The organism is Gracilibacillus sp. YIM 98692 (assembly GCF_010993965.1).
Lineage (GTDB): Bacteria > Bacillota > Bacilli > Bacillales > Amphibacillaceae > Gracilibacillus.
In genome coordinates this window covers 159840-180555 of the sequence record NZ_WIXM01000006.1, presented here as the reverse complement: position 1 = coordinate 180555, position 20716 = coordinate 159840, and the positions used below count along the sequence as shown (strand labels likewise).

The following is a 20716-nucleotide window of genomic DNA, read 5'->3' as shown; positions in this document are numbered from 1 at the left end:
ACTATGAAGCATCTCGTTCATGTAGTGATTGGGCTAATTATTTTATTCAATCTAATGCCAACAAACATTTATGCAGCTTCCGTTGAAAATAGTGGCTCCAATTTTGATGGTTACCAATCTTTAATCGAAGGAAGTCAATTAGAAGCTTATTGGGACGAGCTTGGGAATCAATATCAAGATGTATTGCCAGAAATAGAAAAAAGATCATTATGGGATATGGTACGGAATCAAAGTGAAGTAACGTTAGAAACTTGGATAAAAGGCTTTCTTCGTTATTTTTTTTATGAAATTTTGGAAAATGGAAAGTTGTTAGCTACTTTAATGCTTTTAACCCTTTTTTGTTTACTATTACAAACCATTCAGAATGCATTTGAACGACAAGTAGTAAGTAAAGTAGCTTATGCTATTGTTTACATCATGTTAATTATGATTGCTTTACAAAGTTTCCAGTTAGCCACTCGTTATGTAATAGAAACCATTGATATGGCAAAAAGCTTTCTTATAGCATTACTACCCCTCTTATTAGGTATATTAGCTTCATTGGGACACCTGTTAACCATATCTTTTTTTCATCCGATTATTATTTTTCTTATTAATACAAGCGTGTTAATTATATCAAAAATCGTCATTCCATTATTTCTAATTTCAGCCATTCTCCAGATTGTTAGTACAATTAGTCCACAGTATAAAGCCAATAAATTAGCCAATTTAATCAAAAATGTCGGCATTAGTTTAATGGGGATATTATTAACGGTATTTTTAGGAGTTATTTCTGTTCAAGGTGCAGCCAGTGCTATACAGGATGGAATTACCATGAAAACTGCTAAATTTGTAACAGGTAATTTCATCCCCGTTATTGGAAGGATATTTACAGACGCAACGGATACAGTTCTTAGTGCTACTATATTAATCAAAAACGGTATTGGAATGGTAGGAGTGGTGATTTTAATAGCTATTGTCATGTTTCCAGCCATTAAAATATTCGCGATTTGTTTAATGTATAAGATAACAACTGCTGTCTTACAACCAATTGGAGATGGTCCTGTTATCGAATGTCTAGATATTATTGGGAAACATATTTTATATCTATTTGCAGCTTTACTCTTAGTGTCTTTTATGTTCTTTTTTACGATAGTAATTTTAATTGTGTCCAGCAACTTAACTATGATGGTGAGATAGGAGGTGAGCTGAAATCGAATTTTTATCTAGCTGGATTTTGCAAATTATCATTTATATGATTTTGGCTCTGTTGGTTGATTTGATCCTGCCTAGCTCTAAAATGAAACAATACGTTAAGTTAGTCATAGGATTGTTATTAATTTTAATCATTTTGCAACCATTATTGTCTGTTTTTAAAGTGGATGTCGAGCAATTTTTTCAACAATTATTTGATTCTACATCTCGGACTATGACAGAAGAAAATATAGAAAATGAAATGAATGAGAAGAAAAGTGAAATAGAATCGGTTAGTCGTGCATATGTATTAGAAGAGATGGTTGTCCAGATGGAAAACTTAGTGAAGGAGGAATTGCTAGAAGACTATGAAATGGAAGTAGAAAAGCTGGAGGTATATTGGGAAGATCAAGAAACAACGGATGTGGAAGGGATCGAACGAATTTATGTCCAGTTAACAGAAGCTAACAAGAATGATCGAACAGTAACACCTGTTCATATACAAATTGGAGAACCAGAACCAAAAACAAATGAGCATGAAGAAGAAAAACAAGAAATAGTCCATTTTTTAGCTGAAAAATGGCAAGTAGATCAAGATGTAATAGTGATGGAATGGAAGGAGGAAGAGGGTGTTTGAATGGCTGTCAAAAATAAAAGCTAATGTAACTAATTCGAATAAGAAACTAACAAAGTTTCAGTATATGGCTTTAATTGGTTTGGTGGGGGTCTTCATTCTTTTAGTAAGTAATTTATTTGGTGTAAATCAAACAGAGAGTACCTTACCTGATTCGTCCTTATCAGTAGAAGATGATAGAGAAGAAGAGGAGGAGGCATGGAAACAGAATGAAACGAAGAATGTAACAGATAAAATAAAGGAAATAGAGGATTCTTATGAAAAGGATTTAATCCCGTTGCTTGAAAATATTGTAGGAGTTTCCAATGTTGAAATTATGATAAATTTGGAAGCGACAACGGAACAAGTGTATCAGAAAGATTTAGTTATAGGTTCTCAGATTACAAATGAAACAGACCAAAATGGAGGCACTAGGAAAATTGATGATGAAACGAGAGAACAAAGCGTTGTTATTATTCGTCAAGGTGAACAAGAAGTACCTCTATTAGTACAAACAAAGAAACCTGATGTTAGAGGGGTCTTAGTTGTTGCGGAAGGTGCAGATAACCTAGAAGTGAAAAAATGGATAATGGACTCTGTTTCAAAAGTATTAGATGTAGGTGCACATCGAATTTCTGTTATGCCAAAAAATTAATAAATATATTATTAACGGAGGGATGAATGATGTTTAAAAAGCAAACTGTATGGCTTCTAACTATGCTAAGCTTGATGATTGTATTAAGTGTCTATTATTTGAACGCACCAAGTGAAGGGGATTTAGCGTATATTGATTCAGATCCAAATGGACAAGATCAAATGACTTCACAGTCTGTTGATGAAATGTCAGGTGAGTTATCAGAAGAACTAGAAGAAGGTGAAGTTATTTCTGGCGAAGATTCTGAGCAAAGTGATCAAATGGATACATCTTCTATCAATTCTGATGAATATTTTGCTGCAGTTAGAATGGAAATTACTAATCAGAGAAGTTTAGAAAAGGAAAGACTGGAATCGATTGTTGGGTCAAGCGATGCTTCATCAGATGAAAAGACAGAGGCTTATGAAGCGATGAAAGCAATCGAAGAAGTTGAGCATAAAGAGAATATTTTAGAAAGTACCATAAAGAGTATGAGTGACTATGATCAAGTATTAGTTCGAAATGTTTCTGAAGATAATATTGTTGTCACCGTACAGGCAGACTCCTTAACTAAAAAAGAAGCGAATGAAATTATTCAACATACAAAAGATGAATTTGGGGAAGTAAATATTGAAGTAGTTTATCAACCAAGCTAGAATAGAATAATGATGAAAGCATTGACAGTTTGCTTAAAGCAACTGTCAATTTTTGTGTTAGAAAGAACACTTGATTTAAGAAAGGAATAAATGAAAACATTTAATCAAGAATAATTTTAAGGTTGCAGTTTCCTTTTGGATTGCGTAAAATGTTATAAGGAGTTATTAGTACCTGTTGTTAAATGTAAAAAAGATGAAAGGGTGCAAGCAATATATGTTATCTATAGAAGATATTCATTCTTTAATTGAAAAATTAGACCAATCATCTATTGATGAGTTTTCTTATGAAGCAAATGGAGCAAAAATTGAATTGAGAAAAAATAAAGCAAATGTTCAGGAAGTTGTCCCTGCTGCTAACCAAGCTCCTGTTCAGGTAGTTGAAAAGCAAGCAGCTGAATCAACAGCACAACCATCTAAAGATTCAAATGAAAAAGCTGATACAATGGAAGCGGACAAGGAAGAAAAAGCTGATTATGACCATGAGATTGTATCACCAATGGTAGGTACATTCTATAGTTCGCCATCTCCTGATAAACCTGTTTATGTTCAAGTAGGAGATAAAGTGCAGGAAGATAGCACTGTTTGTATTGTAGAAGCAATGAAACTATTTAACGAAATTGAAGCAGAAACAAATGGAACGATTACGGAAATATTAGTTGAAAATGGAGAACTAGTAGAATACGGGCAACCGTTATTTCGAATAAAGACGGCATAAGGGGTTGAAAATGTGATTAAGAAGCTCTTAATTGCGAATCGCGGAGAAATAGCAGTAAGAATCATTCGAACATGTAAAGAGATGGGTATAGAAACAGTGGCTGTATATTCTGAAGCCGATTCGGAAGCTTTACATGTACAGTTAGCAGATGAAGCATATTGTATCGGACCGAAGCTAAGTAAGGATAGTTATTTAGATTTCACGAATATTATGAGTGTTGCCACTTTAACAGATTCAGATGCTATACATCCTGGTTACGGTTTTTTATCAGAAAATGCAGACTTTGCAGAGATTTGCCAAGCGTGTAATGTTACTTTTGTTGGACCGAGTGCATACGCTATCCAAAAGATGGGAACAAAAGACGTTGCAAGAGAAACAATGAAAGAGGCAGGTGTACCAGTAGTACCCGGATCTAACGGAATCATTGAAGATGAGGAAGAAGGATTAAAGGTAGCACGAGAAATTGGATTTCCAGTCATCATTAAGGCCACAGCTGGAGGTGGCGGTAAAGGGATCCGTGTGGCACGTGATGAAGCAGATTTACAAAAAGGTATTCGTGTAACACAGAATGAAGCTGAAAAAGCATTTGGTAATCCAGGTGTTTACTTAGAGAAGTTTATAGAGGATTTCCGTCATGTTGAAATACAAGTTCTTGCCGACAATCATGGCAATGCGATTCATTTAGGTGAACGTGATTGTACAGTTCAGAGGCGCTTACAGAAGTTGATCGAGGAAACTCCTTCACCTGCTATTGATGATAAAATAAGACAAGAAATGGGTAATGCTGCAGTTAGAGCAGCAAAAGCAGTAAATTACTCTGGAGCAGGAACGATTGAATTTATTTTTGATAAGAAGGAAAATAAATTTTATTTCATGGAAATGAATACTCGAATTCAAGTAGAACATCCTGTCACAGAAATGGTCACAGGTGTTGATCTTATAAAAGAACAAATTAAAATTGCTAATAGTGAGACACTATCTTATAAGCAAGAAGATATCCAGTTTGAAGGTTGGGCGATGGAATGCCGTATCAATGCTGAAAATCCTAAGCAAGACTTTATGCCATCAGCAGGTCTAATAAATTTTTATTTACCGCCTGGTGGTTTAGGAGTAAGAGTGGATTCCGCAGCGTATCCTGGCTATCGAATACCTCCATATTATGACTCCATGATTGCTAAATTGATTACATATGGAAATACTAGAGAAGAAGCAGTCAATCGAATGAAACGTGCGTTAGATGAATTTGTTGTTGAAGGTGTCCATACAACGATACCATTTCATAGACGTATGATGGTTCATCCGGTATTTGTAGATGGAGATTTTAATACAAGATTCTTAGAAAAATACAGTATAATGGATGATGAGTAATAAGAATTTATGTTGAATGAAGGAGGAAGAAGATGGCTGAAAATCACTTGTTAAGGGTTAGTGATCCATCTCATTTAGGGAAAGTAGAAATTTCTCCGGATGTTTTGGAAGTTATCGCAGGTATTGCTGCTACTGAAATTCCAGGTGTTTCCAGTATGAGAGGTAATATTGCTTCCGGGGTTGTAGAACGGTTAGGAAAAAAGGCACATGGGAAAGGAATCAAAGTAGAACTAACGGAAGATAGTGTGTTGATAGATGTTTTTATAGTCATCGATTATGGCTATTCCATTCCGAAAATAGCTGAAAAGATTCAACATAATATTCGTCATGCGATTACTAATATGACTGCCATTGATATAAAAGAGATTAACATTCATGTTGTGGGTGTTCATTTAGAACAAAATGTTGAAGAGAATAAATCACACGATTAAAAGTTATGGTCCAGCAGATTTATATCTGTGTGGACCTTTTTACACTATTTCTTCATCATTTATTGGTAATGCTGCTTTTAAAGTGTTATGATTTGTAGGAGAATAAAGCGAACATAACTTAGATAAGGAGTTATAAAAGGATAATGAAAAGAAGAACAGCACGCGAAAAAGCACTACAAATATTATTCCCTTTAGATGGAAGTGATTTTGACTTAGAAACATCGATGGAATATATTATAGAAAATAAGGAGAAAAATGAATTCCTCTTAAATTTGGTTAGTGGTGTCGTAGAGAATAAGGATGAAATTGATGGCAAAATATCCAAACACTTGGAAAAATGGTCTCTTTCTCGATTAGCAACTGTAGAAAGAACACTTCTAAGAATGGCAACATATGAATTGTATTATGGAGTAGACACACCAGAAAGTGTTGTTATAAATGAAGCGATTGAAATTGCGCATAAATATGGTGATGATAAATCTGGCAAATTTATAAATGGCGTTTTGTCTAAAATGATTAAATAGGGGAGGAAGAAATAATGACAGCCGAAGTTATCTATGGTAGTGAATTAGCGCAGTCTATGCGAGATCAAATGAAGGATGAAGTTAGCAAATTAAGAGAAAAAGGAGTAGTTCCTGGCCTTACGGTTATTTTGATTGGAGAGGACCCTGCATCGAAATCTTACGTATTAGGAAAACAAAAGGCATCTAATTATGTGGGAGTAGATTCTGATTTAATCTCATTGCCTGAATCGACACCGGAGAAAGAATTATTAGATCTTATTGATCAGTTGAACCAAAAAGAATCTGTACATGGTATTCTTGTTCAATTACCTCTTCCAGATCATATTGACGAACAAAAAGTAATTGAGGCTATATCAGCAGAAAAAGATGTCGATGGTTTTCATCCAATTAATATTGGTCGGATGATGACAGGGAAAGATACGTTCTTCCCTTGTACCCCTTATGGAATTATTCAAATGATGAAATCGAAGGAGATTTCCTTAGAAGGAAAACATGCTGTTATAATTGGTAGAAGTAATATTGTAGGTAAGCCTGTAGGTCAACTTCTTTTAAATGAAAATGCTACGGTTACATATTGTCATTCAAGAACGAAGGATATGGAGAAATTTATTCAAGAAGCGGATATTTTAATCGTTGCTGTCGGGAAAACACATTTTGTTAATGGCGACCATATTAAAGAAGGAGCTGTTGTCATTGATGTAGGTGTGAACCGAGTAGAGGATGGTTCCTTAACGGGCGATGTGGATTTTGAATCAGCTAAGCAAAAAGCAAGCTATATAACTCCAGTTCCAAAAGGTGTAGGCCCCATGACAATTACGATGTTATTACACAATACGATCAAGTCTGCTAAAAAAGCCAATGATATTCAGAATGTATAAAGAAAAACTTCCATCAGTGGGGCATAAGTACGATAGTTCAACGTGATAAAACATTATTGTGTAAAAAAGGAGTTGTCTTGAAAAGCAAGTTTGCAGATGAGTTAGATATTTTAGACACTGGAATATGCTTGACTTAAGTGAGTATATTCCGGTTATGTGTACAGTGAGCTGGCTTTTAGTACAGCTCCTTTTTGCTAAGTGTAAATAAAAAGAAGGTGGTTACATTGGATCCAAAGTTTTTGACAGTGACAGCGCTAACCAAATATATTAAAAAAAAGTTTGATGTAGACAAGCATTTGAGCAATATTTGGTTAAAAGGGGAATTGTCTAACTTCAAACACCATAGCAGAGGTCATATGTATATGACGATAAAAGATGATCGTGCTAGCATTCGTGCCGTAATGTTTCATAGTCAAAATAGAAGGATTAAATTCACTCCAGAAAACGGAATGAAAGTATTACTGCAGGGCTATGTGAGTGTGTTCGAATCTCAAGGACAGTATCAGCTGTACATTCAAGACATGCAGCCTGATGGTGTAGGAGCTCTGCATCTAGCTTATGAACAGTTAAAAAATAAATTAAATCATGAGGGATTGTTTGAAGACTCTCGAAAAAAAACATTACCAACCTATCCCAAAAGGTTAGCGGTCCTAACATCTCCCACAGGAGCTGCCATTAAAGATATTTTAATCACCTTGCAAAGACGATATCCGATTGTTGATGTGTTAATTGTACCTATTTTAGTTCAAGGGGATCAATCTGCACGATCTATTGTTGACGCCATCCAGTATGTGAATCAATTGGAACATATGGATGTCATGATTTTAGGTCGTGGTGGTGGATCGATAGAAGAGCTGTGGAGTTTTAATGAAGAGATAGTGGCTCGAGCCATTGCCAAATCGGATATTCCTATCATATCAGCAATAGGCCATGAAACAGATTTTACAATAAGTGATTTCGTAGCTGATCTAAGAGCACCTACGCCAACCGGTGCAGCAGAAATAGCGGTACCATCACAAAAAGATTTACTAGAGCATATTAGTCATTTGAAGCAGAGACTAACTTATTCCTATGATCAAAACAAAAAATCAAAAAGTCAAAAATTGAAAGCTATTCAAGACTCATATGTTTTTCGATTTCCTCTACGTTTAGTAGAAGAAAAAGAGCAGCTATTGGACCGCTTGTTAGATCAGTCAGATAAACAGATCCGGAGGATCCAAAAAGAAAAGCTGAATCAATTTTCTTATCTAGAGAAACGTTTAAAGCAAGTTACTCCGCATCACAAGATTGATCAGCTTCATTCTGAAGTTAAATTGATGGCCGAAAGACTTGATAGAAGCATCAAACAAATTAGTCATGATAAGCATCAACAATTCGAAAATATGCTTACACAATTAGACCTGTTAAACCCTATTAGAATCATGAAACGAGGGTACTCGATTGTCTATTCTCAACATGGTGAAATAATAAAGCAAATGGAACAAGTAAAAAAAAGTGATGAAATCTCAATACAATTAACAAATGGTGAATTGCGGTGTGAAGTGAAAGAAATGAACAGGAGTGAATCAAATGAGTGAAAAGGAAAAAGGTTTATCTTTTGAAGCAGCCTTAAAGCAATTAGAAGAAATCGTAACCAAAATGGAAGAAGGAGATGTTCCCTTAGAAAAAGCTATGGAATATTATGCAGAAGGTTCTAAGCTTTCAAAAATTTGCCATGAAAAGCTAAAAGAAGCGGACAAGCAATTACAAGAAATTGTGAATGAAAAAGGGGAATTAAGTACCTTCGAAGTGCAGGAGGATTAATAATAGTGAATGATTGGTTAAAAAGCTATATAAAAGAAGAGCAAACATTGGTAAATGATTGTATACATTCTTATTTGTCAGATTTACATATTCCGAAACGCCTAAAAGAATCTGTCTTATACTCTGTTGATGCAGGTGGTAAACGATTACGCCCTATCCTAATGAAGTTAACCTGTGAAGGGTTTCATGGCAATGCAGAAAAAATATATCCCGCTGCTATAGCTTTGGAAATGATTCACACATATTCGCTCATACATGATGATTTACCTGCAATGGATGATGACGACTACCGTAGAGGACGATTAACAAATCATAAACAATTTGATGAAGCAACTGCCATTTTGGCAGGAGATGCTTTATTAACAAATAGCTTTCACGTTATTTCTTCCAACCCTTTTTATACAGCAGAAGAAAAAGTTCATCTAGTTCAAAAACTGTCTAAAGCTAGTGGGATGGAAGGTATGGTAGCTGGTCAGTTTTTGGATATCGAATCAGAAACGAAAAATATAAGTATATCAGAAATGGAACATATTCATCATTTGAAAACAGGTAGATTGTTATCTTATGCAGTTGAAATAGGTAGTTATTTAGCGGGAGAATCGGAAGAGGTGATTGAAAAGATCAAAGAGTTTGGCGACTGCATTGGACTAATATTTCAAATTCAAGACGATATATTAGACGTGATTGGTGATGAAACGATAATGGGGAAGCCAGCTGGAAGTGATGTAACAAATGATAAAAATACATACACGTCATTGTTAGGACTAGAAGGAGCTATATCTCGTAAAAACTATTATGTGCAAAAGGCAAAGCAATATTTACATGAAGTAGGACTTATTGGCTCAAAGCTGGAGTGTCTGACTGATTATTTAAGTGATAGAGACTTGTAATATTGAGAAAAATTAAAACATATGTTATATTTAAAGTAACGAGATGGGATGGTGCAGTATTCTAGTCAATCCTCCATTTCTGAAGGCGGGCCTAAAAATCCGCCAAAGGGCATATCGATGAAGTTCCTTGTGTTGGCTTGAGGCGCCCAGCCTTGGGTCGATGCTGGGAGTTAAGGTTGGAGGGCGATCCACAAAGGCATGTGGGCGAAGACCCTTCTTCCGCGGAGGCCCATATCTGTTTTTTTTCCTTAGCCAAGGAAAAAGAATGGAATGGGGTATGAACCTACGTAATAGGATATGAAATTCTTATGCGTAGCGTAGCCTGCCTTGAGTGGTACGAAGGGGATTACAGCTCTTAGCTTTACTTAATAGATGGCCACTATTAAGTACAAGTTTTTCTGTATGAAATTCGTACTGCAAAAGAGGCTAGGAAATGGTCAAAGATTGTTGAGGAAATCTCCTAGACTGTTCCAAATGGACATTTAAAAGGGATTATAGTGCGGACTAAGTGGCAATCCAGTCTAGCTGTTGGTGACAACGCTAAGGTAGGTTTAAAGGGGAACCGCCAGAGTGGCAACACTCGGTACCTACTTGGGAAAACCTACTGGACCTAAGCCGCAGTTTTTACCTTTTGAATGACCATTCCATGTACATAATTTTATTAATTAAATGATGAGGTAAGCATATGAATAAATCACAATTAAAAAGGTCTATAAAATTCAGTATAAGTATTGCCGTTATCACATTTGTGTTAGCGGCTATTTTTTCAGTTGTATCTTCTTCTGTCTTAAGCGGTATTATGTCGATTATTGGCTTGTTGATTGTTTTTGTTATTGTATTTACCGGAGTTTTTTTTGATATGCTGGGAATTGCTGCGGCTGCAGCAGATGAAGTACCATTTCATGCAATGGCAGCAGAGAAGGTAAGCGGTTCCAAGCAAGCGATTTTAATTGTACGGAATGCAGATCGATTTGCAACTTTTTGTAATGACGTAATTGGAGATATTTCTGGTATAATAAGTGGTACAGCATCTGCTATAGTCGTGTTACAAATATCCAACAATTTTGGTTATGCAGATGGCACTTCCTTTCATCTTACTATATCTGTTGTGTTAACAAGCTTAGTTGCTGCATTAACAGTGGGCGGTAAAGCGTTAGGGAAATTTTTTGCCATAAATGCATCAACAAATATTATATTTCTTGTTGGGAAAATAATTGCATTTATTGAAGAAAAATTTAAAATAAAAGTATTGTCAAATAATTAAGTACAAAATATTGAATTAGAATAGGGAGGATTCCATGATGGATCTAACCAAAATTAACCATCCTCATTTTTTAAAAAAATTAACAACAGAAGAAATGGAAGTGTTAGCAGAAAGCATACGCCAGTTTTTAATTGAAAAATTATCGGTGACTGGCGGACATTTAGGGGCTAATTTAGGAGTTGTAGAGTTAACTTTAGCTTTACATAAACATTTTAATAGTCCAACTGATAAGCTAATTTTTGATGTTGGTCATCAGTCTTACATTCACAAAATTTTGACAGGAAGAACAAACCAGTTTGATACATTGAGACAGTATAAGGGGCTCTGTGGTTTTCCGAAAATGCGAGAAAGTAAACATGATGTTTGGGAAACAGGTCATAGTTCAACATCCTTGTCAGCAGCAATGGGAATGGCTGTTTCCAGAGATTTAAAGGGAGATAATCATGCTGTAGTGCCAATTATAGGTGATGGAGCTTTAACTGGTGGAATGGCATTAGAAGCGTTAAATCATATTGGACATGAGAAAAAGAATATGACCGTTATATTAAATGATAACGAAATGTCTATTGCAGGTAACGTAGGTGCATTGCATAAGGCATTAGGTAGAATGAGAAGTGCAGGGAAATATAATAAGGTAAAAGACGAATTAGAGGTGTTAATGAAACGCATTCCAGCTGTTGGTGGTAAAATTGCACAAACTGCTGAGCGTATGAAAGACAGCATGAAATATTTTATGGTCCCAGGCATGCTGTTTGAAGAGTTTGGCTTTACTTATTTTGGACCTGTTGATGGTCATGATTTTAAAGATTTAGAAGAAAATTTGGAATACGCATCTAAAACGGAAGGTCCCGTAATTGTACATGTCATTACGAAAAAAGGAAAAGGCTACATTCCTGCAGAAACGGATCAAAAAGATAAATGGCATGGTGTTGGTCCTTATAAAATTGAATCAGGGGAGAAAATAAAACCTGTCGATGCTCCGCCAGCTTGGAGTCAAGTAGTGAGCGACACATTGGAAAAAATAGCAGCAAATGATGATCGGTTAGCAGTGATCACTCCAGCGATGATTTTAGGATCAAAGCTGGATAAATTTCAGAAGAAATATCCTGATAAATTATTTGATGTAGGTATTGCTGAACAACATGCTACAACAATGGCAGCAGGACTTGCAACTCAAAAGATGAAACCATTTTTAGCTATTTATTCTACTTTTTTACAGAGGGCTTATGATCAGCTTGTACACGATGTATGTCGTCAAAATCTAAATGTTGCATTTGGAATTGACCGAGCAGGTTTAGTAGGTGCCGATGGTGAAACTCATCAAGGAGTATTTGACATAGCATATTTAAGACATCTGCCAAACATGGTTTTAATGATGCCAAAAGATGAAAATGAATGTCAACATATGGTGCATACTGCATTAGAATATAATAATGGACCAATAGCTGTACGTTTTCCTAGAGGAAATGGTTTAGGAGTGGAAATGGACTCCGATTTATCATCTATTCCTATTGGAACTTGGGAAGTGTTGAAGGAAGGAAAAGATGCAGTTATTTTAACCTTTGGAACCTCAATTGGTATGGCATTAGCAGCAAGTGAATATTTTCATAAAAACGGTTTTAATATAGAGGTAGTAAATGCACGATTTATGAAGCCATTAGATGAAAAAATGTTGTTGCAAATCTTTGAGAGAAATATACCTATTTTGACCATTGAAGAAGCTATCTTACAGGGTGGCTTTGGAAGTGCCGTGTTAGAGTTTGCTGAAAATCACCAAGCACATCCTCAAATTAAACGGATGGGAATACCAGATCAATACATTGAGCATGGAGATGTCGGTAAACTGTTAGATGAGATTGGGTTAAATGAGGAAAACATTATTATAGAGATGAAACGTTTATTAAGCGAAACCGAGACAAAGCAAAAAAGGGCTTGATATAATTATGGTGAAAAAAGTTCGATTGGATCAATTAATAGTGGACAAGGGCTTAATCTCATCTAGAGAGAAAGCAAAGAGGACAATAATGGCTGGTTTGGTCTTTTCACAAGGACAACGACTGGATAAACCTGGTACCAAAGTTGAAGAAGATATTGAAATTGATATTAAAGGTAAAGATATTCCTTATGTCGGCCGAGGCGGTTTAAAGTTAGAAAAAGCTTTACAGTTTTTCTCAATCGATGTAAAGAATCGTGTCATGATTGACGTCGGATCTTCTACGGGTGGATTTACCGACTGCGGTTTACAGAATGGTATCAAATTAAGCTATGCGGTTGACGTTGGCTATAACCAGCTTGATTGGAAATTAAGAAACGATTCAAGAGTGGTGGTTATGGAACGTACTAATTTTCGACATGTAACACCAGACATGTTGATATATGACACTCCAAACTTTGCAACTGTTGATGTTTCCTTTATATCTTTAAAATTAATCTTACCACCTTTGTATACAGTGCTTGCTATGGAAAGCGATGTGGTGGCATTAATAAAGCCGCAATTTGAAGCAGGAAGAGAACAAGTAGGTAAGAAAGGGATTGTTCGGAATAAATCCATTCATCGTCAAGTATTAACAGAAATTTTATTCTATGCAAAAGAAACAGGCTTTTCCGTACAGGCTTTGACCTATTCACCTATTACTGGAGGAGATGGAAATATTGAATTTTTAGCGTGGTTAAGAAAGACGGAAACTCATGCAGATAACGATGGATTTATTATGAACCTTGTAGAAGATGTGACAGAACAAGCACATCAAGAGTTGAATTAGAAGCATGATTGGACTACCCTGTGTAGTCCAATTTCCTATGTTTACAATAATATGATGGTGGAGGAAGTTTCATGAATAAAGCACAACGACATATAAAAATAAGGGAGTTAATTACAGACCAAGAGATTGAAACTCAAGATGAATTAGTCGAAACATTACGTAATCAAGGTTATGCGATTACCCAAGCGACAATTTCTAGAGATATTAAGGAATTACATTTGGTGAAAGTGCCTACTACAGATGGTAGATATAAGTACAGTTTACCTGCGGACCAAAAGTTTAACCCATTAAATAAATTGAAGCGTTCTATTATGGATGCTTTTATTAGCATAGATACTGCTACTCATTTTATTGTGATGAAAACCTTACCCGGCAATGCCAATGCAATAGGAGCATTAATTGATAACTTAGGATGGGATGAAATCATTGGCACTATTTGCGGTGACGATACAATTTTAATTATTTGTAAAACAACCGCAGAAGCTGAACAATTGAAGGACAAGTTTCTGGATATGCTCTAAAAAGAAGGGGATTATAAAAATGCTGACAGAACTATCGATTAAGAATTTTGCAATTATTGAAGAAGTTTCGATAACTTTTCAAAAAGGCTTGACAGTTTTAACTGGTGAAACCGGTGCAGGTAAATCGATTATCATTGATGCACTTGGTCTATTAGTTGGTGGACGCGGTTCTGCAGAATTTGTGCGACATGGTGAAAAAAAAGCTGAACTTGAAGGTCTGTTTATTATAGAAGATAATAGTCATCCTATTTATGAAATCACAAAAGAGTTAGGTATTGATATAAAAGAGGATCAAATGCTTGTGTTGCATCGAACTATTTCACATACAGGCAAAAGTATCTGTCGAGTAAATGGAAAATTAACAACATTAGCCATCTTAAAAGAAATTGGACAAACGTTGCTAGATATACATAGCCAACATGAAACACAGGCTTTATTAAATCAAGAAAAACACATAGATCTTTTAGATTTCTATTACGAAACAAAAAAACCAAAATTTAAATCAGATTATGTTAGGTTGTATACTCAGTATCAAGAGCTGAAAAGTAAATATGAAGAAAAAAATAAAAATGAACAAGAAATGGCTCAACGATTAGATTTATTATCATTTCAACTAAATGAAATTCAACAAGCAGATTTGCAACCAAATGAGGATGAAGAACTGGAGAACGAACGCAACGAATTACAACATTTTGAACAAATATTTCAAAATTTAAATGATGCATACAATGCATTACATGGCGAGCAAAAAGCGATTGATTGGCTGTCACATACTGCGATTCATCTTGAAGAAGCTGGAGAGCATAGTGAGGAAATGAAGAAAGTTCATGAGGAATATATTAATCACTATTTTATAATTGAAGAATTGTCTTACCAAATAAGGCAGTATTTAGAAGGAATGGAATATGAACCTAAGCGATTGCAAATTATTGAATCCAGATTAAATGAAATTGATCAGCTAAAAAGAAAATATGGGACATCTGTAGAAGAAATCATTGAATATAGTGCTAAAATTGAGGAAGAACTGGATGAGATAAAAAATCGGGATCAACATTTGATGCAATTAGCTGAAACAATGGACGAAGTATCCAAAGATCTCATATTAGAGGCGAAAGAAATACATCAGCAACGAAATAAAGTAGCATATGAGTTAGAAATGGCTGTTATGAAAGAATTAAAAGAATTATACCTAGAAAAATCGAATTTCAAAGTTGGTGTAGATTATCACAAAACAGGAAGAGAAGGGTTAGAACTTAATGGATTACAAGTAAAACCAAACAGGAACGGTATAGATCAGGTTCGATTTTACATTTCAACCAATCCCGGAGAGCCTTTGAAAGAACTGCATAAAGTAGTATCAGGTGGAGAAATGTCTCGAATTATGCTGGCATTAAAAAATATCTTTTCCAAACATCAAGGTATTACAAGTGTGATTTTCGATGAAGTAGATACAGGAGTTAGCGGGAGAGTAGCACAAGCTATGGCGGAAAAAATGTACAATATTTCTATCGGTTCCCAAGTGTTATGTATATCGCACTTGCCACAGGTGGCTTCGATTGCAGATCATCATCTAAAAATTGAAAAAACTGTCCAAAAAAATAGAACGCATACGGTTGTAAATGAATTAACAATGGACGAAAGAGTGGCTGAAATTGGAAAAATGATGACAGGAACTTCCTTAACTAATGCTTCCAAAACACATGCAAAAGAATTAATTAAAATGAATGAAACCTTTAAGCAAGGTTAGTATTAAATTCTTTATTTTATAAGTGGAAATCATCACCCTAATTTGTTATGTTTAACGGGTTTAAAAACTTCTTGTAAGGGTCAAATTAATCATACAGATTAAAATTCTGTAATAACAAGGAGGGTGATGTAATGACAAAAGATTGGTTAAGAAAAATTGTAGGATTAATACTCCTTGTCTCTTTTATCGCATTACCATGGTATTCACCATTTCAAATATATCTTTCCATACCCAACCATATTCAAACCTTTTCGGAAGCAGATGAAATAGACATTCCTGTATTTGGTGATTCTGTTTCGGTTTATTCTAATGAAGAGGAAAAAGCAGCTCATGCTACAGATCTTGTCAAAATTCCGCTAAATCAAAGCGGGAACCATGAGTTAACTTACTCAGTGGCAAATTTCCCTGTAAAAAAAGTAGATGTATCTGTATATGAGGATTTTCGAGTTATCCCTGGCGGTCAATCCATTGGTATTAATTTACAAACGAATGGTGTACTAGTTGTAGGACATCATTTAGTTCAAACAAATGATGGAGAAGTATCACCTGGTGAACAAGCTGAAATTAATGTTGGAGATAGTATATTAAGTATCAATGGTCAACCTGTTAAAAAAATGGAGCAAGTAGCACCTTTAGTGGAAGAAGCTGGTGAAAAGGAAGAATCATTAGATGTAGAAGTAAAACGAGGAAAAGAAACTTTTCAAACTAACTTAAAGCCAGTATATGATGTAGAACAAAAAGATTATCGTATTGGTTTATATATACGTGATTCTGCAGCAGGCATTGGTACGATGACTTTTTATGATCCAAAGAGTAAAAAATATGGTGCATTAGGACATATTATTTCAGATATGGACACTAGAAAACCTGTTGACATAAAAGACGGGTCTATTGTCCGCTCTCAAATTAAAGAAATAAAAAAAGGAGAACATGGTATACCAGGAGAGAAAAAAGCGGAATTTTTATTTAACGATGTAAAATTAGGCAATATCACAAAAAACTCTCCTTTTGGTATTTTTGGGACTTTAAGTAAGCCATTTAATGATAATAAATGGAACAAGCCGATGCCAATTGCATTACCTCATCAAGTAAAAGAAGGAAAGGCGCAAATATTAACAGTCATTGATGATGAAAAAGTCGAAGCTTTTGATGTAAAGATTGTCAATAGCATTGAACAAGACGCGCCTGCAACTAAAGGATTGATTATTGAAATAACTGATGAGCGATTGTTAGAAGCAACTGGGGGCATAGTACAAGGAATGAGTGGCAGTCCAATCATACAAGATGATAAAATTATCGGAGCAGTGACTCATGTTTTTGTCAATGACCCAACATCTGGTTATGGTGTTCATATTGAATGGATGTTAAATGAAGCTGGGATCGATATTTATAAACAAGAAGAGAATAAAGCAAGCTAATAAACAAAGGCTATCGCTAGGCGGTAGTCTTTATTTTTTTTAAAAATATTCCAATGTACTTGTATTAAATAGAAAAAATTGTTAGTATTAATACAAAGATTTTTCGACAAACAAAACTAAGTCTGTACATAAATTTATCGAAAAAAGTAGATATTTAAAGGAAACTTGAGATATTCAAAAAAAATCAATGTTTTTTAGGGGAAAAGCAGGATATATTTAACTTTTGTCGAACATATAGTTATAGAAAATTATAGAAAAATGTTTATTTACTTGAAGGAGGAAGTATTGTGGAGAAATCGAAGGTGTTACTTGTTGATGACAACCGTGAATTAGTTCAATTAATGGATGAATATTTAATGGATTTAGATGATATTGAAGTAGTAGGTAAAGCTTATAATGGTAAAGAATGTTTAGATTTGATCGAAGATGTCAACCCCGATGTTGTGGTTTTGGATATCATTATGCCACATATAGATGGGTTGGCCGTTTTGTCTAAAATTAAGAAACAGAGCAGTACCAAACATATTAATGTCATTATGTTAACGGCATTTGGACAAGAAGAAGTGACGAAAAAAGCTGTTAACCTTGGAGCTTCCTACTTCATTTTGAAGCCATTTGATTTAGAGCATCTCGCTGAACAGGTTCGTCAAGTTCAAGGGGCTCAAATAAGCTTACAGCAAAATTCTTCTGCTGCACAAGTAAGTCCAAATAAAAAGTTTGATTTGGAAGCGAATATTACACACATTATTCATGAAATCGGTGTTCCAGCACATATTAAAGGGTATATGTATTTACGTGAAGCCATTACAATGGTATACAATGACATTGAATTATTGGGTTCCATTACTAAAGTACTACTTTACCCAGATATTGCTACAAAATATAATACGACAGCTTCTCGTGTAGAGAGAGCGATCAGACACGCTATCGAAGTGGCTTGGAGTAGAGGAAATATGGACTCCATTTCTTCACTGTTTGGTTATACGGTCAGCGTATCAAAAGCAAAGCCAACGAATTCAGAATTCATTGCAATGGTGGCAGACCGTTTAAGGTTAGAACATCGGGCAAGCTAATCAGATAGTAAAGCACTTAAATTCCAACAGGAGTTTAAGTGCTTTTTGTATATTAAATAAAAAAAATGGAAGGATAAAGAGGAAAATAATTGATTTGGAGGTTTTAAAAATGAAAAAAATTATTTTTCTCTTTGCATTAGCGTCACTATTTCTATTACCGAATAATGCGCTTGCTGTGGAAACCTACACCGTACAACCTGGTGATAGCTTGTGGAAAATATCTGTAAAATATCGTATAGGTTTATCAGAAATTATCGAGGCAAATAATCATATTGAAAACCCTGATTTGATTTATCCTGGTCAAAAAGTAACAATTCCTTCCATTGATGAGATCAAACGTATAGAGCATAAAGTGATCGATTTAACGAATCAGCAACGAGAAAGATATGGGTTAAAGCCTTTACGTCCTGATTGGGAATTATCAAGAGTAGCGAGATATAAATCAGAAGATATGAGAACTAAGCAGTATTTCAGTCATCAAAGTCCGACTTATGGTTCTCCGTTTAATATGATGCAAGATTTTGGTATATCTTACAGGGCAGCTGCTGAGAATATTGCAAGAGGTCAATCTACCCCAAATAAAGTCGTGAATGCATGGATGAATTCAAGCGGTCATAGACAAAATATTTTAAACGAACAATATACCCATATTGGAGTAGGGTATGTAAAAGACGGAAATTATTGGACACAAATGTTTATATCAAAATAAAAATAGTGCTCTCGTACAGTATATAGGCATTTGACACAATATTTTAACAATTCACAACTCTCATAGAAATACACTTTTAAATTCTTCCGTATTGTTGAAAATAAAGGCTACTTTTATTTAACAAAATCTGTGGAAGTGTGATAATATTTTTATTGGTATAAAAATAATTATTGGAGAGATTAATCATGAAAGTAGCTAAATTTGGAGGAAGTTCAGTAGCGAATGCTGAACAATTACGAAAAGTATCAAATATTATTCAAGATGACAGCGATCGAAAAGTTGTTATTGTATCTGCACCAGGCAAGCGTTTCTCGGAAGATACAAAGGTAACGGATTTATTAATTGGTGTTGCAGAAGCTTACTTAAATAATCAACCTCATGACGAGAAGTTACAATTAGTACTGGATCGTTTCCATGAGATTACGAAAGAATTAAACATATCAGACCATATTATTGCAGAAATTAAAGATGGTATTGAATCTATCCTTGGTTCTTCTGATAGTGATGAACTAAAGCTTGATGCTATCAAGGCAACAGGGGAAGATTCTTTAGCAAAAGTACTTAGTGCCTACCTACAATCAATTGGAGTGAAAGCAAGCTATTTAAATCCTAAAGAAGCAGGAATTTTAGTGAGCGATACTCCTGGAAGTGCACAAATTTTAGATCAAAGCTATGACATCTTATATAAGTTAAGAGATCGTGAAGAAATTGTCGTTATTCCAGGTTTTTTCGGATATTCTAAGGATGGGAAGCTAATTACTTTCTCGCGTGGCGGTTCAGATATTACTGGTTCCATTGTAGCAGCAGGTGTGAAAGCAGATCTTTATGAAAACTTTACAGACGTTGACTCGGTATATTGTGTTAATCCAACCATTGTAGATAATCCAAAAGAAATTACAGCATTAACTTATAAAGAAATGCGAGAATTATCTTATGCAGGATTTTCTGTCTTTCATGACGAAGCATTGATTCCAGCTTTTAAAGCAGATATTCCAGTTTGTATTAAAAATACCAATAATCCTACGGGAATTGGAACCATTATCGTATCGAAAAAAGAACCACAACCAAACCCAGTGGTAGGAATTGCGAGTGATACAGGCTTTATTAGTATCTATGTGAGCAAGTACTTAATGAACCGCGAGTTAGGTTTCGGTCGAAAGTTATTAACCATATTAGAGGATGAGGATATCTCATTTGAACATACACCATCTGGTATTGATGATATCTCTATCATTATTCGCGACTCACAATTAACAACAGAGAAAGAAGAACGAATTATTGCACGAATTAAGGAAGAATTAGATCCAGATACAGTTGATGTAGAGCGCGATTTAGCCTTAATTATGGTGGTTGGTGAAGGTATGGATAGTACAGTTGGTTTAGCGGATAAAGCCACCCATGCTTTTACAAAGGCAGATGTTAATATCGAAATGATGAATCAAGGTTCTTCAGAAGTTTCGATGATGTTTGGTATTAAGGCTTCTAAAGTAGATGAATCGGTTCGAGCATTATACGAAACATTTTTTGAATAGAAGAT

At 35.0% G+C, this 20716-nt stretch carries 21 protein-coding genes; all 21 read left to right on the top strand.

What is annotated here, in order from left to right:
• The first annotated feature begins 3 nt into the window (after positions 1–3).
• The 21 genes from spoIIIAE (at position 4) to GHD00_RS08555 (ending at position 20711) form a co-directional block, all read left to right on the top strand.
• Entirely contained in the window at positions 4–1179 is a 1176-nt protein-coding gene (gene spoIIIAE / locus GHD00_RS08655) for a stage III sporulation protein AE (protein ID WP_163537746.1), read from the top strand.
• 13 nt (positions 1180–1192) lie between these two features.
• Positions 1193–1810 (top strand): stage III sporulation protein AF, encoded by a 618-nt coding sequence (spoIIIAF, locus tag GHD00_RS08650; protein ID WP_276208263.1) that lies wholly within the window; start codon positions 1193–1195, stop codon positions 1808–1810.
• Positions 1803–2441, top strand: a complete 639-nt coding sequence (gene spoIIIAG / locus GHD00_RS08645; RefSeq protein WP_240468647.1) for a stage III sporulation protein AG — start codon at positions 1803–1805, stop codon at positions 2439–2441. Before spoIIIAF ends, spoIIIAG begins: the two co-directional genes overlap by 8 nt.
• A 29-nt stretch (positions 2442–2470) precedes the next feature.
• Complete coding sequence (locus GHD00_RS08640) at positions 2471–3076, top strand: SpoIIIAH-like family protein (RefSeq protein WP_163537744.1); 606 nt, start codon at positions 2471–2473, stop codon at positions 3074–3076.
• A gap of 214 nt (positions 3077–3290) precedes the next feature.
• Complete coding sequence (accB, locus tag GHD00_RS08635) at positions 3291–3791, top strand: acetyl-CoA carboxylase biotin carboxyl carrier protein (protein ID WP_163537743.1); 501 nt, start codon at positions 3291–3293, stop codon at positions 3789–3791.
• Between the two features lie 12 nt (positions 3792–3803).
• Positions 3804–5159, top strand: a complete 1356-nt coding sequence (gene accC / locus GHD00_RS08630; protein WP_163537742.1) for an acetyl-CoA carboxylase biotin carboxylase subunit — start codon at positions 3804–3806, stop codon at positions 5157–5159.
• 32 nt (positions 5160–5191) lie between these two features.
• Positions 5192–5590 carry an Asp23/Gls24 family envelope stress response protein gene (locus tag GHD00_RS08625; RefSeq protein WP_163537741.1) on the top strand — a complete coding sequence of 133 codons (399 nt, stop codon included), beginning with the start codon at positions 5192–5194 and terminating at the stop codon, positions 5588–5590.
• Positions 5591–5733: 143 nt separating this feature from the next.
• Positions 5734–6114 (top strand): transcription antitermination factor NusB, encoded by a 381-nt coding sequence (nusB, locus tag GHD00_RS08620; RefSeq protein ID WP_163537740.1) that lies wholly within the window; start codon positions 5734–5736, stop codon positions 6112–6114.
• Between the two features lie 14 nt (positions 6115–6128).
• Positions 6129–6992, top strand: a complete 864-nt coding sequence (gene folD, locus GHD00_RS08615) for a bifunctional methylenetetrahydrofolate dehydrogenase/methenyltetrahydrofolate cyclohydrolase FolD (RefSeq protein WP_163537739.1) — start codon at positions 6129–6131, stop codon at positions 6990–6992.
• Between the two features lie 224 nt (positions 6993–7216).
• Complete coding sequence (xseA, locus tag GHD00_RS08610; RefSeq protein ID WP_163537738.1) at positions 7217–8569, top strand: exodeoxyribonuclease VII large subunit; 1353 nt, start codon at positions 7217–7219, stop codon at positions 8567–8569.
• Complete coding sequence (gene xseB, locus GHD00_RS08605) at positions 8562–8795, top strand: exodeoxyribonuclease VII small subunit (RefSeq protein ID WP_163537737.1); 234 nt, start codon at positions 8562–8564, stop codon at positions 8793–8795. The genes xseA and xseB overlap by 8 nt, the downstream gene beginning before the upstream one ends.
• Positions 8796–8800: 5 nt before the next feature.
• A complete protein-coding gene (locus tag GHD00_RS08600) occupies positions 8801–9685 on the top strand; it encodes a polyprenyl synthetase family protein (protein ID WP_163537736.1) in 885 nt (294 codons plus the stop codon).
• 685 nt (positions 9686–10370) lie between these two features.
• Positions 10371–10949 (top strand): hypothetical protein, encoded by a 579-nt coding sequence (locus GHD00_RS08595; protein WP_163537735.1) that lies wholly within the window; start codon positions 10371–10373, stop codon positions 10947–10949.
• 37 nt (positions 10950–10986) lie between these two features.
• Positions 10987–12885 (top strand): 1-deoxy-D-xylulose-5-phosphate synthase, encoded by a 1899-nt coding sequence (dxs, locus tag GHD00_RS08590; protein ID WP_163537734.1) that lies wholly within the window; start codon positions 10987–10989, stop codon positions 12883–12885.
• A gap of 7 nt (positions 12886–12892) precedes the next feature.
• The gene (locus GHD00_RS08585) at positions 12893–13711 is read left to right on the top strand and encodes a TlyA family RNA methyltransferase (RefSeq protein ID WP_163537733.1); all 819 of its coding nucleotides are present in this window, start codon (positions 12893–12895) and stop codon (positions 13709–13711) included.
• 71 nt (positions 13712–13782) lie between these two features.
• On the top strand, positions 13783–14232 hold the full coding sequence (gene ahrC, locus GHD00_RS08580; RefSeq protein WP_163537732.1) for a transcriptional regulator AhrC/ArgR: 450 nt from the start codon (positions 13783–13785) through the stop codon (positions 14230–14232).
• A gap of 19 nt (positions 14233–14251) precedes the next feature.
• Complete coding sequence (gene recN / locus GHD00_RS08575; RefSeq protein ID WP_163537731.1) at positions 14252–15979, top strand: DNA repair protein RecN; 1728 nt, start codon at positions 14252–14254, stop codon at positions 15977–15979.
• A gap of 131 nt (positions 15980–16110) precedes the next feature.
• Complete coding sequence (gene spoIVB, locus GHD00_RS08570; RefSeq protein ID WP_163537730.1) at positions 16111–17397, top strand: SpoIVB peptidase; 1287 nt, start codon at positions 16111–16113, stop codon at positions 17395–17397.
• A gap of 287 nt (positions 17398–17684) precedes the next feature.
• Positions 17685–18470: a sporulation transcription factor Spo0A gene (spo0A, locus tag GHD00_RS08565; protein WP_163537729.1), complete on the top strand. Its 786-nt coding sequence runs from the start codon at positions 17685–17687 to the stop codon at positions 18468–18470.
• A 109-nt stretch (positions 18471–18579) separates the two neighbouring features.
• Positions 18580–19179 carry a SafA/ExsA family spore coat assembly protein gene (gene safA / locus GHD00_RS08560; RefSeq protein WP_163537728.1) on the top strand — a complete coding sequence of 200 codons (600 nt, stop codon included), beginning with the start codon at positions 18580–18582 and terminating at the stop codon, positions 19177–19179.
• Between the two features lie 185 nt (positions 19180–19364).
• On the top strand, positions 19365–20711 hold the full coding sequence (locus tag GHD00_RS08555; RefSeq protein ID WP_163537727.1) for an aspartate kinase: 1347 nt from the start codon (positions 19365–19367) through the stop codon (positions 20709–20711).
• The last annotated feature ends 5 nt before the right edge of the window (positions 20712–20716 follow it).

Bases quoted from the DNA above. Each gene is read 5' to 3' on its own strand.
- nusB (WP_163537740.1), top strand. From the start codon at position 5,734: ATGAAAAGAAGAACAGCACGCGAAAAAGCACTACAAATATTATTCCCT.
- spoIVB (WP_163537730.1), top strand. From the start codon at position 16,111: ATGACAAAAGATTGGTTAAGAAAAATTGTAGGATTAATACTCCTTGTC.
- folD (WP_163537739.1), top strand. From the start codon at position 6,129: ATGACAGCCGAAGTTATCTATGGTAGTGAATTAGCGCAGTCTATGCGA.
- spoIIIAE (WP_163537746.1), top strand. From the start codon at position 4: ATGAAGCATCTCGTTCATGTAGTGATTGGGCTAATTATTTTATTCAAT.
- GHD00_RS08585 (WP_163537733.1), top strand. From the start codon at position 12,893: ATGGTGAAAAAAGTTCGATTGGATCAATTAATAGTGGACAAGGGCTTA.
- GHD00_RS08640 (WP_163537744.1), top strand. From the start codon at position 2,471: ATGTTTAAAAAGCAAACTGTATGGCTTCTAACTATGCTAAGCTTGATG.
- xseB (WP_163537737.1), top strand. From the start codon at position 8,562: ATGAGTGAAAAGGAAAAAGGTTTATCTTTTGAAGCAGCCTTAAAGCAA.
- safA (WP_163537728.1), top strand. From the start codon at position 18,580: ATGAAAAAAATTATTTTTCTCTTTGCATTAGCGTCACTATTTCTATTA.
- accB (WP_163537743.1), top strand. From the start codon at position 3,291: ATGTTATCTATAGAAGATATTCATTCTTTAATTGAAAAATTAGACCAA.
- recN (WP_163537731.1), top strand. From the start codon at position 14,252: ATGCTGACAGAACTATCGATTAAGAATTTTGCAATTATTGAAGAAGTT.
- GHD00_RS08595 (WP_163537735.1), top strand. From the start codon at position 10,371: ATGAATAAATCACAATTAAAAAGGTCTATAAAATTCAGTATAAGTATT.
- ahrC (WP_163537732.1), top strand. From the start codon at position 13,783: ATGAATAAAGCACAACGACATATAAAAATAAGGGAGTTAATTACAGAC.
- GHD00_RS08625 (WP_163537741.1), top strand. From the start codon at position 5,192: ATGGCTGAAAATCACTTGTTAAGGGTTAGTGATCCATCTCATTTAGGG.
- dxs (WP_163537734.1), top strand. From the start codon at position 10,987: ATGGATCTAACCAAAATTAACCATCCTCATTTTTTAAAAAAATTAACA.
- GHD00_RS08555 (WP_163537727.1), top strand. From the start codon at position 19,365: ATGAAAGTAGCTAAATTTGGAGGAAGTTCAGTAGCGAATGCTGAACAA.